Origin of the sequence: Pelodictyon luteolum, from assembly GCF_001622165.1 — a bacterium.
GTDB classification, from domain to species: Bacteria; Bacteroidota; Chlorobiia; order Chlorobiales; family Chlorobiaceae; genus Chlorobium; species Chlorobium luteolum_B.
In genome coordinates, this window is sequence record NZ_LVWG01000031.1 from 25192 (window position 1) to 41953 (window position 16762).

Annotated in this window: 15 protein-coding genes; 5 read left to right on the plus strand and 10 right to left on the minus strand. The window is 58.9% G+C overall.

What is annotated here, in order from left to right; all coding sequences use genetic code 11:
• Nucleotides 1–14 precede the first annotated feature (14 nt).
• Nucleotides 15–1016: a class 1 fructose-bisphosphatase gene (gene fbp, locus A3K90_RS06005; protein WP_303681668.1), complete on the minus strand. Its 1002-nt coding sequence runs from the start codon at nucleotides 1014–1016 to the stop codon at nucleotides 15–17.
• A gap of 178 nt (nucleotides 1017–1194) precedes the next feature.
• Between fbp and recJ the strand changes: the two genes are divergently transcribed.
• Nucleotides 1195–2910 carry a single-stranded-DNA-specific exonuclease RecJ gene (gene recJ, locus A3K90_RS06010; RefSeq protein WP_303681670.1) on the plus strand — a complete coding sequence of 572 codons (1716 nt, stop codon included), beginning with the start codon at nucleotides 1195–1197 and terminating at the stop codon, nucleotides 2908–2910.
• Nucleotides 2911–2931: 21 nt separating this feature from the next.
• Here recJ and A3K90_RS06015 read toward each other — a convergent pair whose 3' ends face one another.
• The 4 genes from A3K90_RS06015 to A3K90_RS06030 are packed head-to-tail and all read right to left on the minus strand — an operon-like array spanning nucleotide 2932 to nucleotide 6907.
• Complete coding sequence (locus tag A3K90_RS06015) at nucleotides 2932–3798, minus strand: lysylphosphatidylglycerol synthase transmembrane domain-containing protein (RefSeq protein ID WP_303681722.1); 867 nt, start codon at nucleotides 3796–3798, stop codon at nucleotides 2932–2934.
• Between the two features lie 16 nt (nucleotides 3799–3814).
• On the minus strand, nucleotides 3815–4747 hold the full coding sequence (locus tag A3K90_RS06020; RefSeq protein ID WP_303681723.1) for a glycosyltransferase family 2 protein: 933 nt from the start codon (nucleotides 4745–4747) through the stop codon (nucleotides 3815–3817).
• A 14-nt stretch (nucleotides 4748–4761) separates the two neighbouring features.
• On the minus strand, nucleotides 4762–6309 hold the full coding sequence (locus A3K90_RS06025) for a glycosyltransferase family 39 protein (protein WP_303681672.1): 1548 nt from the start codon (nucleotides 6307–6309) through the stop codon (nucleotides 4762–4764).
• The gene (locus tag A3K90_RS06030; RefSeq protein WP_303681673.1) at nucleotides 6284–6907 is read right to left on the minus strand and encodes a phosphatase PAP2 family protein; all 624 of its coding nucleotides are present in this window, start codon (nucleotides 6905–6907) and stop codon (nucleotides 6284–6286) included. Before A3K90_RS06030 ends, A3K90_RS06025 begins: the two co-directional genes overlap by 26 nt.
• A gap of 145 nt (nucleotides 6908–7052) precedes the next feature.
• Between A3K90_RS06030 and purU the strand changes: the two genes are divergently transcribed.
• Genes purU through A3K90_RS06050 form a run of 4 tightly spaced genes read left to right on the plus strand, consistent with a single transcriptional unit; the run spans nucleotide 7053 to nucleotide 9728 of the window.
• Entirely contained in the window at nucleotides 7053–7919 is an 867-nt protein-coding gene (purU, locus tag A3K90_RS06035) for a formyltetrahydrofolate deformylase (RefSeq protein ID WP_303681674.1), read from the plus strand.
• A gap of 12 nt (nucleotides 7920–7931) precedes the next feature.
• Complete coding sequence (locus A3K90_RS06040; protein WP_303681675.1) at nucleotides 7932–8840, plus strand: cation diffusion facilitator family transporter; 909 nt, start codon at nucleotides 7932–7934, stop codon at nucleotides 8838–8840.
• The gene (locus tag A3K90_RS06045; protein ID WP_303681676.1) at nucleotides 8837–9388 is read left to right on the plus strand and encodes a lipocalin family protein; all 552 of its coding nucleotides are present in this window, start codon (nucleotides 8837–8839) and stop codon (nucleotides 9386–9388) included. Before A3K90_RS06040 ends, A3K90_RS06045 begins: the two co-directional genes overlap by 4 nt.
• A gap of 52 nt (nucleotides 9389–9440) precedes the next feature.
• On the plus strand, nucleotides 9441–9728 hold the full coding sequence (locus A3K90_RS06050) for a hypothetical protein (protein WP_303681677.1): 288 nt from the start codon (nucleotides 9441–9443) through the stop codon (nucleotides 9726–9728).
• A gap of 1 nt (nucleotide 9729) precedes the next feature.
• On the opposite strand, the gene A3K90_RS06055 is transcribed toward A3K90_RS06050, so the two are convergent.
• Genes A3K90_RS06055 through A3K90_RS06075 form a run of 5 tightly spaced genes read right to left on the minus strand, consistent with a single transcriptional unit; the run spans nucleotide 9730 to nucleotide 16724 of the window.
• On the minus strand, nucleotides 9730–10755 hold the full coding sequence (locus A3K90_RS06055) for an NAD(P)-dependent oxidoreductase (protein WP_303681679.1): 1026 nt from the start codon (nucleotides 10753–10755) through the stop codon (nucleotides 9730–9732).
• Nucleotides 10756–10768: 13 nt separating this feature from the next.
• Nucleotides 10769–12496 carry a thiol reductant ABC exporter subunit CydC gene (gene cydC, locus A3K90_RS06060; RefSeq protein ID WP_303681680.1) on the minus strand — a complete coding sequence of 576 codons (1728 nt, stop codon included), beginning with the start codon at nucleotides 12494–12496 and terminating at the stop codon, nucleotides 10769–10771.
• Nucleotides 12493–14295, minus strand: a complete 1803-nt coding sequence (cydD, locus tag A3K90_RS06065) for a thiol reductant ABC exporter subunit CydD (protein WP_303681681.1) — start codon at nucleotides 14293–14295, stop codon at nucleotides 12493–12495. The genes cydC and cydD overlap by 4 nt, the downstream gene beginning before the upstream one ends.
• 37 nt (nucleotides 14296–14332) lie before the next feature.
• Nucleotides 14333–15346, minus strand: coding sequence for a cytochrome d ubiquinol oxidase subunit II (gene cydB, locus A3K90_RS06070; protein WP_303681682.1), 1014 nt, complete (start codon nucleotides 15344–15346; stop codon nucleotides 14333–14335).
• Nucleotides 15347–15368: 22 nt separating this feature from the next.
• Nucleotides 15369–16724, minus strand: coding sequence for a cytochrome ubiquinol oxidase subunit I (locus A3K90_RS06075; protein ID WP_303681683.1), 1356 nt, complete (start codon nucleotides 16722–16724; stop codon nucleotides 15369–15371).
• Nucleotides 16725–16762 lie beyond the last annotated feature (38 nt).

Genomic DNA, 16762 nt, shown 5'->3' on the forward strand with positions numbered 1-16762 from the left:
AGAGAGCGTGATGCTCAGCGGATACCCTGTTCGAACTCCTCTGCAACCTTTACGTCCGCCATGCTGCCGATATAGAGCGGCGTACGCTGGTGCAGTTCCGAGGGGTCGATCTCAAGGATGCGGCGGTGTCCGTCGGTTGCGCGCCCACCGGCCTGTTCGCAGATGAAGGCAAGCGGGTTAGCCTCATACATCAGGCGCAGCTTGCCGCTGGGATGCTTCGTGGTGGGCGGATAGACGAAGACGCCTCCGGTGAGGAGGTTGCGGTGGAAATCAGCGACGAGTGAGCCGATATAGCGGGTGCTGTAGGGGCGGCCGGTTGCCGGATCCTCCTCCTTGATGTAGTCGAGGTAGCGCTTGGTCCCGTCGTTGAACTGTGCGTAGGATCCCTCGTTGATGGAGTAGTACTTGCCGCTTTCGGGCGTGGTGATGTTTTCATGCGAGAGCAGGAACTCGCCGATGGTCGGGTCGTAGGTGAAGCCGTGGACGCCGTTGCCGGTGGTGTAGACCATGACGACGGAGGAACCGTAGATGACATAGCCTGCCGCAACCTGTTCTGAGCCTTTCTGCAGGCAGTCGCTGATGCTGGCGTTGCAGGGGTTGCTGCTCTTGATCCGGTAAATCGAAAAGATGGTGCCGACGCTGACGTTGACATCGATGTTCGATGAGCCGTCCAGCGGGTCGAAGAGCAGGGCGTAGCTTCCGGTTTCGTTTTTCGGGGGGATGATGATGCCTTCGTTTTCTTCTGATCCCATAATGGCGAACCGTCCGTGCTGGCCGATGGCATTGATGATCTTGTCATTGGCGAACAGATCCAGTTTTTTTACCTCTTCACCCTGCACGTTCGTGCTGCCTGCAAAACCGAGAATGTCCACCAGTCCCGCCCGGACCACTTCACGGCGTACCAGCTTGGCGGCGAACGCAACGTCGCTCAACAGGTCGGTGAGTTCTCCGGTCGCTTCCGGGAAGTTTTTCTGCTGCTCGAGGATGTGGCGTTCGATGGTGATGAGCTGGCTCATGGAGTTATGGGTCCTGATGGTTGATGGGACGGCGACAGGGATAATCCCGGCCGTAAACCTGTAATTTAGAAATATCCCTGTCCAAATTCAAGGAGGGGCCCCTTCCCCTTTTGCGGGGAGTGGCGGAAGCGTTACATTCAATTTTTATGCTTCAGGCAACCTTCCCCAGAGACCCTCCATGAAACGATTCCGCTGGACCATTCTTTCCGCAGATGATGCCGCGGTTGCCGCCATGATGGAATCCATCAATGTCTCTATGCCCCTGGCCCGGGCGCTCCTCAACCGTGGCATCGACACCTTTGATGCCGCCAGAAACTTTTTCAGGGCATCACTCGAAAGCCTGCACTCCCCGCTCCTCTTCGGTGATATGGAAATCGCCGTCAGGCGGGTGCTGAAAGCTGTCCGGGATGGGGAGCGGATTATGCTCTACGGCGACTACGATGTTGATGGCACGACCGGAACGGCAATGCTCCACCGGTTTCTCGGAGGGCTCGGTGCCGAAGTGTCATGGTACATCAATGACCGCTTCCAGGAGGGCTACGGGCTCTCTCCGGAGGGGATTGACGCCGCTGCCTCAAGGGGAGTGGGGCTTGTCATCACCGTCGACTGCGGCATCCGTGCCAATGATGCCGTGAGCCGGGCCCGGGGGCTCGGCATGGATGTGATCGTCTGTGACCACCACGAACCCGACCTCCTTCCCGATGCAGTTGCGATCCTCAACCCCAAGGTTCCCGGTTGCCGCTATCCTTTCCGTGAGCTCTGCGGCTGCGGTGTGGCTTTCAAGTTCATACAGGCCATTGCAGATGAGACGGGAGAGGGTGAAAAAGCCTGGCGGGAGTATCTGGCCTATGTGGCCATCGCAACGGCAGCCGACATGGTTGAACTCACTGACGAGAACCGGGTGCTGGTCCGTGAAGGGCTTGTCCGGATACAGTCGGCTCCCAGTCAGAGTCTTCAGGAAATGTTCCGGATCATGAAGGTTGCCTCCACAGAGGTCGGCATGTTCAATATTGCCTTCGGCATCGCGCCGCGCATCAACGCTGCGGGTCGCATGGGTTCGGCAAAAAGGGCCATGGAGTGGCTTCTCTCGGAGTCGGCTGTGGACGCCCGGCGCCATGCCGACGGACTCGAGGAGCTCAATACCCTGCGACGTCAAACCGATGCCGACATCATGGAGAAAGCCGAAAAGATGCTCGACGGGCATTTCGCCTCCTATTGCTCTTCCATTGTCCTGTACGACGAGTCATGGCACCTCGGCGTGCTCGGTATCGTGGCCTCGAAGATGCTTGAACGCCATTATCTGCCGACGGTCATCATGGGTGGCATGAACGGCCTGGTTAAAGGATCGGTCAGGAGTGTGGAGGGGCTGGATGTATACGGGGTGCTTGAGGAATGCCGAGACCTTCTGCTGCAGTTCGGGGGTCACCGGCAGGCGGCCGGAGTTACATTGCTTCCTGAGAACCTTTCCGCATTCAGGAAACGGTTCGATGCTGCTTCAGCTTCACGGCTCGGCATCCGTGAGCGTCAGAAAGAGCTCGTGATCGATGCTGAACTCCGGCTTGAAGATGCCGGAGAGAAGTTCATCAGGGTGCTTGAGCAGTTCTCACCACACGGGTTCGGCAACCGCGAGCCGGTGTTTATGACAAAGGGACTCCGGGTTCACGGCAGGCCGCGGCTCCTGAAGGAGCGGCATGTCAAGTTCAGTGTCCGCGACGGCAGCGGGCGCTTCTTCGACGTTATCGGTTTCGATCGCCGAGATGTCTTCGATGCTCTGGAGGCCGATCCCCGGGCGGTGTTTTCCATGGCATACTCGCTTGAAAACAGAGTGTGGAACGGCCGTGCCCAGCTGCAGTGCCGCCTGTACGACCTTGATGTTTCGACTCCCCTCGACTGATCAGGGAGGAGTAGGAACTGTTCAGGACTCTTTCGTTTCTTCAGGTATGCTGGCTTCGTGCCGTATCCTGAGGAGTATCCCCGGCAGGGATGATATGGCTGATATCCCGAAGAACACCAGCGAAAGGGCTATGCCGAGGCTGGCGTCAAGGTTGATGTGGCTTAGCATATAATAGAAGGTAACCTCCCTTGCGCCTGCGCCCCCGACCGTGATCGGCAGGATTGTCGCCACCGTCGAAATCATGAAGATGGCCAGATAGTCGATGCTGTGGGTACCGGGTGCCAGGGCCTGCAGGATGAAGAATGCCGTGGCGGCCTGGGCGGCCTGCACCATGACGGATTCAAGCGCCGTAATGGCAAACAGGTCGAGAAACTGCCGGTAGACGAAACGGTTCAGGATGTAGGCCAGGGGATAAACGGCCAGAAGCCCCGCCCATGCATAGGGAACAGCTTCGGGCATGGTGCTGGCGAACGAGCTGGGCAGCAGGAGGATGAGGCCGAGAAAAATGAGCGCGATGATGCCGGTCAGCCGGTCCCAGAATACGGCATGGAAGACGTTGATGGTCTTGACCCGGTGGTTTTTCTGCAGAACGAAAATCTTGTAGCCGTCCCCGCCGACCCCCCCGGGAAGGAAGAGGTTATAGAACATCCCAAGGTAATAGAGCTTCAGGTTGTAGGCCCAGGAGAGGTTGAGCCCGACTGCTTTGAAGAATCTGTTCAGCCTGACGGCGTTGAAGAGCTTCGAAAGGTTGAAAAAAAGAACCGCACAGATGATGTACCATGGGTTGGAGCCGCCGATGGCCGCACCGATCTGGCGGACATCGGTTTTCTGCAGGACGAGGTAGAGGGCGGCAAGGGTAACGAGTATCTGGAGCGCCGCCTTGAGCATCTTTTTGATGCCGGAACTAGTGTTTGCCAACGATTTTCCGGATGATGTAGGGTTTCTTGTTCTGTGACTCGTAGTAGGTCCGCATGATGAACTCGGCAATAAAGCCCGTAGTGATGAGCTGGATGCCGATGAATGTCAGGATGATTCCGAGCGAGAGCAGCGGACGGCTGCCGATGTCCTCTCCGAGAATCTTTACCGTGAGCAGATAGATGTTCATCGTCAGGCCGATAAAGAGCGAGAGAAACCCGAGGGTCCCGAAAAGGTGCATCGGCCGCTGGCTGTATTTCTGGAAGAAAACCATGAAGAGCAGGTCGCTGAGTACCTTGAACGTTCTGCCGATCCCGTATTTCGATGTGCCGAACTTCCGGGCGTGGTGGCGCACGTCGACCTCTTCCATTTTCGCCCCGTAAAGCTGGACAAGTACCGGAATGAAGCGGTGGAGCTCGCCGTACAGCCCGAGGTTTTTTGCCACATCCTGCTTGAACACCTTCAGGGTGCAGCCGTAGTCGCGGATGTGCACGTCGGTCATGTTGCGGATGATGGCGTTGGCGATGGCGCTCGGGATCTTTCGCAGCATCATGCCGTCCTTGCGGCCGGCCCGCCTTCCTGCAACGACGTCGAGGTCGTGGTCATGAAGGTACTGCATCATCATCGGAATGTCGCCGGGGTCGTTCTGCAGATCGCCGTCCATGGTGGCGATGAGCTCACCTTCGGCCTCTGCGATGCCTGCAGCCATGGCCGTTGTCTGGCCGTAGTTCTTGTTCAGCACCACGAGCTTCACGTTCGGTGTCCTGAGTGCTTCGATTGCGTCGATTGTGCCGTCCGAGGATCCGTCGTCGACCAGAACGATTTCATGCTCGACGCCCGACAGTGCCGTCTGGAGCGCTTCGAAGAGCGGCTTGATGCTCTCCTCTTCGTTCATGACCGGTATGACGACTGAGAGTTTCATGGCAGGGGTTTCATTCATTGGGTGGTTCTCAGAAGGACGATGCCGTTTTTCCTGAAGAGCACGACCGGGTTATTCAGCCGGTCAAGATGCTTCGACGTGGTTAGTACCACTTCGCCCCGAACGGGGTCCCGTTTCTCGGCAAATGACTCCGAATATACTAAAAAAGAGGGGTAATCGACCCCCCACATCACGATTTCCCAGCCCTTCTCCTTTGCCAGCAGTGCAGCCTCTTTTACGGGTTCCTGCATGAGCCGGCCCGCTATCGGCATGACGTGCATGTTGATGTAGAGAGCGAACACCACTCCTGAAGCGATAAGTCGGAACTCTATGGGGATAGGCCGGATGAGCACCAGCGCCGCCATTGCAGCTGCGGAAAGCAGGGTGAGCTGGATATGGCGGAGGTCGAGGAGCTCACGGGCGGCAAGGAGCACGTCGCTTACATAGGCATCACCGGCCAGCTCCTCAGCGACAGGAAGTGCCAGCGGGAGGGCGGCGAGGGCGCCGAGCAGGAGGAGCGGCCAGAGCAGGGTGAGGGCCGGTCGCTTCGCCATATGAAGGGCCCTTGCCATGAGGAGGAAGAGCGGCGTGTAACCGTAGATCATGTAATGCGGCAGTTTCGTGCCGGAGAGCGAAAAGAAGACGAACACGAACAGCGTCCAGATGCCGAGCAGGCGGTTTTCAGGGTCCCCGGCAAGCGTCCTGAAGTTGCGTACAACGGTGTAGAGGAGCCCCGTGAACGGCATCAGGCCGATAAGGACGACCGGCACATAGTAAAAAAGTGAGCCGGAGTGCCCTTCAAACGAAGTGCTGAACCGGTCGACGTTGTGCTTGAAGAAGAATCCTTCTATGAAGGCCATCCCTTCGGCCCGGTACTCCATTATATACCAGGGGAGGGAGATGGCGAGGAACAGCAGTATGCCTGCCGGGTTCAGAACCATCCGGAACCAGACGCCGAGGCTCCTCTGGCTGAGATGGAAGAAGAATGTCGCGGCAAGGGGAATGAGGATCGCTACGGGGCCCTTGGTCAGCATGCCGAACCCCATGGCGGCATAGGCCAGAAGAAGCGAGCTTTTCGACTGCGTCCTGTAATGGCTGAGGAGTGCCAGCATGGTGCCGGCAAGGCAGAGGTTGAGCAGTGCATCGGCGATGGCGGCTTTCGAGATGATGGTCACCTGCAGGGATAGGACCAGCATGGCTGCGGCCAGGAATGCACGGCGCGCTCCGTTGCGGCGTGCTTCATGCAGGAACAGTGCGAACGCCCATCCGGCCGCCGCAAGGGCCGATGGGAGGCGGAATGCGAACTCTGTGATTCCGAACGCCTTGATGGAGAGCAGCTGGAGCCAGTAGATCAGGACCGGTTTGTCGAAGCGGGGGACTCCGTTCAGGTAGGTTGTTACGTAGTTGCCGCTCTGGAGCATCTCCCGGGTGGCTTCGCTGAACGCCCCTTCATCCACGTCGAACAGTGGTGCCTGGCCGAGCACTGCAAAGCAGGTGATGGCAAGGATGAACGCCAGAAGCCCGGCGAAGATGGCCGTTTCACGGCTTGAGCTCTTGGGGAGCATGGATGCGCTGTTTGAAGTATCGATGATAGAGAAAGATGCTGGTTGCGATGCCGAGGAAAGAGCCTGCGATGACGTCCGAGAGGTAGTGTTGGCCGAGGAAGATGCGGCTGAAGGCGATGATGGCCGCTGCGCCATAGAACAGAGGCGCGGCGCCTGGATAGAGCAGGACAAGAGCGGCGCCGACGCTAAAGGCCGTTGCCGAATGCCCGGACGGGAACGAGGTCCATGCGTGTGCGGCGTTGAACCAGTCGAGCCCGTAGATGCCCTCGTGGAAGAAAAGTCCCGGCCGTGCCCTGCCGAGGATGAACTTGACAATGTTGGCTGCGATGCCAGATACGGCCGTTACGGCGAAGACGAAGAGGCCTGTCCAGGAGAGGGGTGGACGCGAATTTCGGAAGATGACGAACAGGAGCAGGCCCGGCACGAGGTACCATTCCGATTGGCCGAACCGGGTGATGGTATCGAAAACGTCATGCCACGGCGGGGTGTCCAGGGCGTGGAAGAACAGGGCTGTTTCCCGGTCCAGAAAGGCAAATGAGAGGGCGCTGGCAATAAGGATGATGGCGGTGGAGGCGGTGTATCGGGATCGTGTGCTCATGGGCCTAGGGACTGCGGATGGGGCCGCATGCCGGAAAAACCCCGCAGGGCAGGATTTATTTATGGTGGAACTCGCGTTGAAAAAACATAAATATACAAGAAATGGAGCTCTTTTGCACTCCTCCTCAATCATGCTCTCCATACCCATGCATCAAGAACCCAGCCCCACGGCCATTCTGCTGCTTTCCTGCCGCGACCGGAGCGGCCTTGTCTCACGCATTTCGCATTTCATCTATGAACGGGGCGGCAATATCATCGACCTCGACGAGCATGTCGATGCCGCAGAGGGGATGTTCTTCATCCGGGTCTCCTGGAGCACCGACCGGCTCAGCATTCCTGTTTCAGCGCTCGAGGATGCCTTCCGCCCGCTTGGTACCGAATTCGAGGCATCCTGGAGCATCCGCTTCACCCTTCGTCCCACCCGCTTCGCCATTTTCGTTTCCCGCTACGACCACTGCCTGCAGGAGCTTCTCTGGCGCTACAGCATGGGTGAGTTTTCTGCCGAGATTCCTCTCGTGATATCCAACCATCCCGACCTTGAGCCTCTTGCCGCCCAGTATGGCATTCCTTTTCACCTGTTTCGGGTGAGGGCCGATACCCGTCATGATGTTGAAGCTGAAGAGCAGGCGCTTCTGGATGCCAATGATATCGACGCCATCGTGCTTGCCCGGTACATGCAGGTGCTCTCCCCCTCGTTCGCCCGCCGCTGGCACGGACGTGCTATCAATATCCACCACTCTTTTCTCCCGGCGTTTGTCGGCGGCAACCCCTACCGGCAGGCCTATGAGCGAGGGGTGAAAATCATCGGTGCCACCAGCCATTATGTAACCGAAGAGCTGGACCAGGGTCCTATCATCGAGCAGGATATCATGCGGGTGACCCACCGCGACACCCTCGAGGGACTCATCCGCCGCGGGCGTGACCTGGAACGGATGGTGCTGGCCCGGGCAGTGCGCCTGCACGCTGAACACCGCATTCTTCTCAACGGTCGCAAGACCATTGTGTTTGACTGAACGGAGAGCCTCATGAGTGCAGGACACAGCCACCCTCACCATCATCATCAAGCCGCGGGTGATATAGGGACCGCTTTTTTCCTCAACCTCGCCTTTACGCTGGTGGAGTTCGTCGGCGGCTGGCTGACGGGGAGTACGGCAATTCTGGCCGATGCGGTCCATGACCTTGGCGACTCTTTCGCTTTCGGTCAGGCATGGTATTTCGAAAGGCTTTCCCTGTCGGGGAGCAGCGAGCGGTACTCTTACGGTTACCGGCGGTTTTCGCTTGTCGGCGCGCTCCTCAGCGCCCTGATCCTTTTCGGGGGGTCCATATTCGTTCTCTTTCAGGCGGTACCGAAGCTCTTCGCTCCCGGTACCCCGGACGCCGGCGGCATGGCGCTGCTTGCTGTTGCCGGTATCGGGGTCAACATGCTTGCCATGCTCCGCCTCAGGAAAACAAACGGCATGAACGCCCGGGTCGTAACCCTCCACCTGCTTGAGGACGTGCTCGGCTGGGTGGCTGTGCTTGTTGTGGCGGTGGTGCTCATGTTCAAGCAGATTCCCGTGCTCGACCCCATCCTTGCTGTCGCCATCACTCTCTATATCCTCTACGGCGCCCTGCAGAACCTTCGTTCGATGGTGCCCGTTTTCCTGCAGGCTGTGCCTGTTGGCATCAGTCTCCAGGCGGTGGTGCGGGAAGCAGAAGGCATTGAAGGCGTAGAGGGCGTCCATAACGCGCATATCTGGTCGCTTGATGGCATGCACCAGGTATTTACCGCACACCTGCAGGTGGACCGCGAGCTTGATGCCTGCGCCTATATCGAGCTCAAAAAGCGGATAGCCGGTCTTGTCCAAAGCCATGGCATCGAGCACTCGACCGTTGAAATTGAATACCCCGGCGAAGTCTGCCGTATAACCGATAACGAGGAGAAAACACCATGAAGATCACCGCAATGCTGAAACGGGCGCTCTGCCTGCTGTTGTTCGTGCCTGCCGGCTGCACCGGTGTACCGGGCGGGCTGCAGGTCGTTGAGGACTTTTCGCTCGATCGCTATCTCGGCACCTGGTACGAGATTGCCCGTATCGACAATTCGTTCGAAAAAAACTTCGAAGAGGTATCGGCCACCTACCGTCTTGACGACGATGGATCGGTCAGGGTGGAGAACCGGGGGTTCGACACCGAGAGACAGCGCTGGAAGAGCGTCAACGGGAGGGCGAAGTTCGCCGGGCCGGTCGAACGCGGTGCACTGAAGGTATCGTTTTTCGGCCCCTTCTACGCGAGCTACAACGTGCTTGCCCTCGATCACGAAGGCTACCGGTGGGCGCTTGTCTCCGGTCATGACCGTGACCTCCTGTGGATCCTTGCACGCCGTCCCGTGATGGAGCCTGCTCTGCTTGAAGAGCTCAGGACAAAAGCGGCCGGGATGGGGTTCGATGCATCCCGGATCCGCAAGGTCAGCCAGACCGGCGTGTCCTCAGGCGTGCAGTAAGCGGCCGGAGGCAACCGGTGCCGTCATATACAAACCATAAAGGAGCGTGCAGATGGAAGAGCATACAGAGCGGGAAGCCCGGTACCGGGCACTGGTGGACGGTATCGTCGGGGAGTGGGCGGTTGGAAAGCCGCCGAACCCCGGGGCCGGTTCACCGACGGCAAAACCATCGGGGTTCTACCGGTTGACGGGATGGCTCCTTGAGTACCTGCTGCGCCACGATGCGTTTCCGGTCGGGGTGCACCCGATGCCCGAGGGCATGGATAGCGAGGGGCGGATTGAACCGTCGTTTCCGGTGGATTTCGATCAACTTCTTGGCAACCGACCCTTTCCCCTGTAGACTAGAACATGCTGTGGGCTCCAAGTTCCTGGCCCTTGAGTCCCTCTTTAAGCACGCGGGCGTAAAAGTCGCGGAGCGTGTCGGTGCCGTATGAGGGCGTTGCCTCTTCGTCATACCGTCCGGTCTCGTGGTTGAAGACGAGCATGGATTCCGAGCAGTAGTATTTGCCGATGCGTGCGAACTCTGCCTTGTCTCGAAGCTGCGGGATGAACTTCGATAAGAGGCTGAGGACGGGGATGATGACGTCGAAGATCTGGATTGGAACCTGCTTGAACTTCGGATCCTTCCCCAGCAGCTCAAAGAGCATTGCACCCTGTTCTCTGGCCGAAATGGCTTTCCCCGGTCCCCCGATCGGAAGGATGCGGTTCTGCATCGAGGGATCCAGGATGCAGTCGGCCATGAATCGGGCAAGGTCAGCTTCACTGATGGGTTTGCAGCGGGTCAGCTCTCCGTCGGCAAACATGACATAGGGTTTGCCGTTTTTCACCGACTCCACCTGTCCGGCGATTGACTTGAAGAAGGCCGTCGGACGAACGATCGAGTATGCCACCCCGGATGCCATCAACTCAGCCTCGAATTTCAGCTTTGCGTGCTGGAACTCCAGCATGGGTTTCTGTACGCAGATGGCCGAGAGCAGGACGAAGTGTGTGATGCCGGCCTTGAGACCGGCGTCAAGAGCGTTTTTTGTTGCCCGGTAGTCGATGTTCCATGCATCTTCAATACCGCCGGTGCGCGAGGTAAGGCATGAATAGACAGCGTCGAAACGCTCCCCCCTGATTCCTTCCCTGAGGATCGACTGCAGATCACCGACGTCGCCAAAGCGGACCTCCGAGCCTGCAAGCTGCCGCTGTGTCTCTTCTGCCGTCGTGGCGGCATTCACCCCCGAGCGCGGTCGTGCAAAACTTACCACCTCGTGGCCCCGCGCCACCAGTTCCCTGGTGACGAATTTCCCGATGTATCCGGTTGCTCCTGCAACGAAGATGCGCATTTTTGCGCCAGTGGCGTTTTCTTGCTGTCTGTCGTTCATGGTTGTCTTTGATTTATTGCTGCCCGTCGATGCTTTGATGCTGGCTGTTCCACATGGCGTGATAGACGCCCTGCTTCCTCATGAGTTCCGTGTGCGTGCCTGTTTCGGCGAGCCGCCCGTCCTTTAATACCAGGATGCTCCCGAACCGTTCCATCTCTTGCAGGCGGTGGGTTATGGTGATGATGGTTTTTCCTTCTGATGCCTCCTCGATACGCCGGAGCACCTCCTGTTCAGTCGGAGCGTCGAGGCTGGCGGTTGCTTCGTCGAGGATGACGACGGGGGCGTCCTGCAGGATGGCGCGGGCGATGGCGAGCCGCTGTCGTTCACCTCCGCTGAGCTGCATGCCATGTTGTCCTGCGAACTCGCCGAGGCGTGTGGGAAAGTGGTTGAGTCCGGCTGCCCGGAGAGCTTTTCCGAGCTCATGGTCCGTTGCTCCGGGTCTGGCGAGGAGGAGGTTTTCCCGGATGGTTTCGGCGAACACATAGGTTCTCTGGGAGACGAGTGCGATATGACGCCGCAGTGCTTCGGGGCTGTATTCTTCGATGGGGTGTCGACCGATCCTCAGAGTGCCGCTGCCGGGGTTCCAGAAGCGAACGAGGAGAGATGTGAGGGTCGATTTTCCCGATCCGCTGGGCCCGACGATGGCGACCCTGGCTCCCTGGAGAATCATGAATGATACCGCGTCCAGAGCCGGGCGGAGGGTTCCCGGATAGGTGAACGAGAGCGCTGTGGCTTCAATCGGAAGCTCTCCCTGTATGGGTCGTGGGGAGGATGGTTCCGTTACTTCAGGTGTTGCGTCAAGTATTTCGAAGATTCTTTTGCCGGCATGGATGTCGGCTTCAAGGTGGCGGACGGAGCCGGGGAGCGGAAGGAACGGCTCGAATGAGGCCATGACTGCCAGCGTTGCAATGGAGAGCGCGATGCCGCTGAGGGTGCCGGTGGACACCTCTGGCAGGACTGCAGAGAGAACACCGAGGACTGCCGCGTTCATGATGAGGCCGATGAGGGTTTCCTGCATGCCGTCGACGAGGGCGCTTTTGCGTTCGAGTGCGAGTTTCTCCGACTCTGCATGTTCGAGACGCTTCCGGTGCCGCTCAATGCCACCGTACATCTGCAGCTCTGCGAGTCCCTGTGCGAAGTCAAGGGCGAGCATCTGTTCCTCAGCCTTCCACCGGAGGATTCCGCTTGCCGTTCCGCGACTGAGTCTGGCAGTGAGGAGCGGAACGCCGATGCCGGCGAGCAGATGGAAAGAGAGCAGGATCACTGCGGCCAGCGGTGACCAGAACCCGAGCAGAAACCAGAGGAGGAGTGCAGTCAAAAGGGCGGTCACAGGAGGTGCGAGCACTCTTGTGTAGAGGTTCTCGAGGCTCTGGATGTCATCGACGATCCGCTGCAGGAGGTCGGCGCTCCTGAACTGCATGAGGCGTGCCGGGGCGAGTGGTTCGAGCGCATCATAGAACCACAGACGGAGGCTTGTGAGAATCCGGAACGTGGTGTCGTGGGATGCCAGCCGTTCAAGATAGCGCAGCACGCCGCGTGCGAGGCCGAAGAACCTTACGCCGACGATGCCTATCTGCAGTGCGGCCAGCGGTGGCTGCAGTGCCGCCTTGGCGATAAGGTATGCTGCAGTCATGAGAAGTCCTATGCCGCTGCCGGTTGCGGCAAACGAGAGGAAGGCTGCAAGCAGCATCCAGCCGGCCCAGGGGCGGACAATGCGGATGAGGCGGAAGAATATGCTCATTGTACACTCTCCCCGTGCTCCAGGAAAGCGCGCCGGTAGAAAGCGCTGCTCTCCATGAGTTCCCTGTGGGTGCCTGTTGCCGTCTCTCTGCCGCCTTCGAGTACCAGAATGGTGTCTGCGGAGCGGATGGTCTCAAGGCGGTGGGCGATGATGAGGGTTGTGCGGTTTTGCATGAGGGTCCCAATGGCCCTCTGGAGGGTAGCCTCGAGTTCCGGATCAGTGTGCGATGTCGGTTCGTCGAGCACGAGGAGCGGAGCGTCCTTCATGAACGCCCTGGCAAGGGCTATGCGCTGGGCTTCACCTCCGCTGAACCGTATGCCCTGTTCTCCGACCGGGGTATCGATGCCTGCCGGCAGCCGATCGACGAGCTCCTCAAGCCCTGCCATACGGACAGCGCGAAGGAGTGTTTCCTCAGTCGCGCTGCGGTTGGCCATCATGATGTTTAGGCGGAGGGTTTCGTTGAAGAGGAATGGATGCTGCGGGACCCATGCGACGAGCTCGCGCCAGGCCTCGACCGGGTACTCCCCGATCGGGCGGCCGCCGGCAGTTATGGTGCCGGAGCAGGGATCCTGGAACCGGAGGAGCAGGTTCATGAGGGTGCTTTTTCCTGCTCCGCTCGGGCCGGTGACGGCCGTGGTTCTCCCTGCCGGTATGGCGCAGGTGAGCGAACTGAGGGCCGGTTCCGTGCTTCCGGGGTAGCTGTAGGAGACCCCTTCGAATCGTATCTCCGAGCGGTGGAATGGAGCCGCCTCAGGAGTGTTCTTCCCTTCAAAAGGTACTTTCTGGTGTCCTTCAGGTTCCGGGCCATCAATCGGGCCATTAATTGATCTATCAATTGAACCATTACCTGCACCATCAAGGACCGCGAAGATATCCTTCGAAGCGCTTGTTCCCTCCATGCCGGCATGGAACTTGAGGCCGAGCTGGCGGAGTGGGAGGTAGAAGTCCGGGGTGAGGAGGAGGACAAAGAGTGCGGTCTGGAACGTAAGTCCTGCCGTCAGGAGGCGCAGGCCAATGGCGACTGCTATCATGGCTGTTCCGATGGTTCCGACCAGCTCAAGTGTAAGCGAGGAGAGAAAGGCGACCCGGAGCACCTTCATCGTCGCCGTCCTGAACCGTTCGCCGGCATCTGCTATGGCGTCATGCTGGCTGCGGCTTCTTGCGAAGAGCTTCAGGGTTGGAAGGCCCTGCAGCATGTCGAGGAAATATCCGCTCATCCGGCTGAGTGTCTCCCATTGCCGGTCCGTCATCGCTCCTGCCCGCTTTCCTATGAGCGCCATGAAGAGCGGGATGAGGGGGGCTGTGGCGAGCAGGATGAATCCCGATACGGGATCCACGGGGAAGACGGCAATAAGGATAATGAGCGGCGCCAGAAGCGCGAGAACCAGCTGCGGGAGGAACTGGCTGAAATAAGCATCGAGAGCTTCCACTCCCTTGATGAGGGTGGTGCTGAGCCGTCCGCTCGGGAGTGAACGGGCGTAAAGGGGGCCGCGGAGCGCGATGGCCCCGGTAAGGCGCCCGAACAGGTCTTTCCGGACGGCAATCGTACCCCGGTTCGCCTCGGCGTGCCCCAGCCAGCCGAGAAACATGCGCAGCATGCTGAAGAGTGCAAAAAAACCGATGGAGGGGAGGAGTGCCGCTGGAGGCGCTTTTTCAATGAATGCGTCGTTGACGAGGCGGCTGAGGGATGCCGCCTGGCCGATCACCATCACGGCCGCAGCGCCGGATGCTGCGATCGAAAGGATGAATGGCGCCCTGTGCCCGCCGATGAGGCTGAACATGCGCCTGTCAATATTCATGCCGGGGCCTGCCTTGTTCGTTCATCCGTTCCCCATGTCAGTATTCATGGTGGCTGTCGGTCGTCACCCGCTGGCGGAAGACCCAGTAGCTCCAACCCTGATAGAGAAGTACGAGGGGGACGAATATCAGAGCAACCATCGACATGATGCCGAGCGTGTAGGGCGATGAGGATGCGTTGTAAATGGTCAGGCTCCAGTCGGGGTTGAGGCTCGAAACGAGGACCCTCGGATAGAGTCCCATGAAGATGGTTGCCGTCGAGAATGCGATGGCGACGCCGGTCATGGCGAAAGCCCAGCCCGATGCGTTATTATCGAGCAGCGTCTTCACCGAAAGCAGCGCCAGAACGCTGAATACCGGAATGATGCCGGGGTTGATGCCGAGGTGCAGGTAGAGGTCGGTTTCCACATAGGTGTAGATCATGAATACGACGGAGAGAATGACGGCCGGCACCCAGACGTTTTTTGCCGCCCTCATCGACCGCAGACGGAGTTCACCGGTGGTTTTCAGGGTGAGGAACACCGCACCGTGCAGTGTGAATATCAAGAGGGATGCGATGCCGCAGGCCAGCGCGTATGGATTGAGCAGGTTCAGGAACCCGCCGGCATAGTTCATCGAGGCATCGATGGGTACACCGCGGATGATGTTGGCCAACGCTACTCCCCAGAGCAGTGCGGCAATGGCGCTGCCTCCAAAGATGCTCCAGTCCCAGAAGTTCCGCCATGACGGATGCTCAAGCTTGCTGCGGAATTCGAAGGCTACGCCCCTGAAGATGATGGCGGCGAGCATGAGGATGAGCGCGGGGTAGAAGCCGCTGAAGAGGGTTGCGTACCAGTGCGGGAAAGCGGCGAACATAGCTCCGCCGGCGGTGACGAGCCATACCTCGTTGCCATCCCAGAAGGGGCCGATCGTGTTGATGATGGCGCGGCGCTCCCGGTCCTCTCTGCCGATGAACGGGAGCAGGATACCGACCCCGAAGTCAAAGCCTTCAAGGAAGAAGAACCCGGTGAAGAGGACGGCTACGAGTATAAACCAAAGTGTCTGCAGTTCCATTGTCGGTTCTTTTTTTTGCGGGTTATTGGCCAGCCTCAAGTCCACGCGCGGCATACTTCCTGATGAGGAGCAGGTCGGCCGCAGCGAGCATGAGGTAGAGCAGGGTGAAAACGGTGATGGAGAGGACGAGTTCGCCTGCGCTGACCACCGAAGCCGGCGTGACCGCCTGCTCGGTTTTCAGGAGGCCGAAAACGATCCACGGCTGCCGTCCCATTTCAGCCAGTATCCATCCTGTTGAGTTGGCAATCCAGGGCAGGAGCATCGACCAGAAGAAGAGTGCGCCGATGAAGGGCGAAAACCGGTAGTCTTCCTTCGCGATTTTCCAGAGTCCGAGGATGGAGACGAGGAGCATGAGGGTGCCGGCGCCGACCATCAGCCGGAAACTCCAGTAAGCCGTAATGATGGAGGGGATGTAGCTGCCGGGGCCGTATCTGAGCTCATACTCTTCCTGCAGCTCGCGGATGCCTTTCACTTCGCCCTCAAACGAGTTATAGGCGAGGAACGAGAGCAGTCGTGGTATGCGGATTGAGAAAACGTCCTCGAGCTTCTCTTCGTTGCCGATGGTGAAGAGGGAGAAGCTTGCAGGGTTTTCCGTTTCCCAGAGCGCTTCGGCGGCCGCCACCTTCATCGGCTGCGTTTTCATGATGTGCTGCATCTGGGTGTGGCCTGCCATGGTGACGAAAATGGTGCCGATGAAGGCGTAGATGGTGCCGAACTTCATCGAGGTGATGAAGGCATCGCGGTCTCTGGTGCCTTTCATGAGGTGCCAGGTGCTGATGGCGATCACCAGGAATCCGCCGGTAACGATTCCGCCTGCAAGCACATGCGGAAACTGTTTCCAGACGTTCGGGTTGAAGAGGAGGGCTCCGAAGTCGGTCATTTCAGCCCGCGAACCATCGGCTGCCATCTTGAACCCGACCGGGGCCTGCATGAAGGAGTTGGCGACGAGGATCCAGAGTGCCGAAAGGTTCGAGCCGAGGGCCACGAGCCATATTGATGCAGCGTGCACGGCTTTCGGAAGGCGGTCCCGGCCGAAGATCCAGATACCGAGGAATGTCGACTCCATGAAAAAGGCGAGCAGCGCCTCAATAGCCAGCGGCACACCGAAAATGTCGCCGACGAAACGGGAGTACTCCGACCAGTTCATGCCGAACTGGAACTCCATGACGATGCCCGTCACCACTCCCACGGCGAAGTTGATGAGAAAAAGCCGTCCCCAGAACTGTACGAGCTTCAGGTACTTCTCGTTTCCCGTGCGGACCCAGGCGGTTTCAAGGATCGCGGTGAAGATCGAGAGGCCAAGGGTGAGGGGAACGAAGAAGAAATGGAATACCGAGGTGAGGGCGAACTGGAGCCTGGCGAGGAAAAGAATGTCCATGGTGCGCTACGGTTGCTGCTGCTGTTGTTGATGGGGGA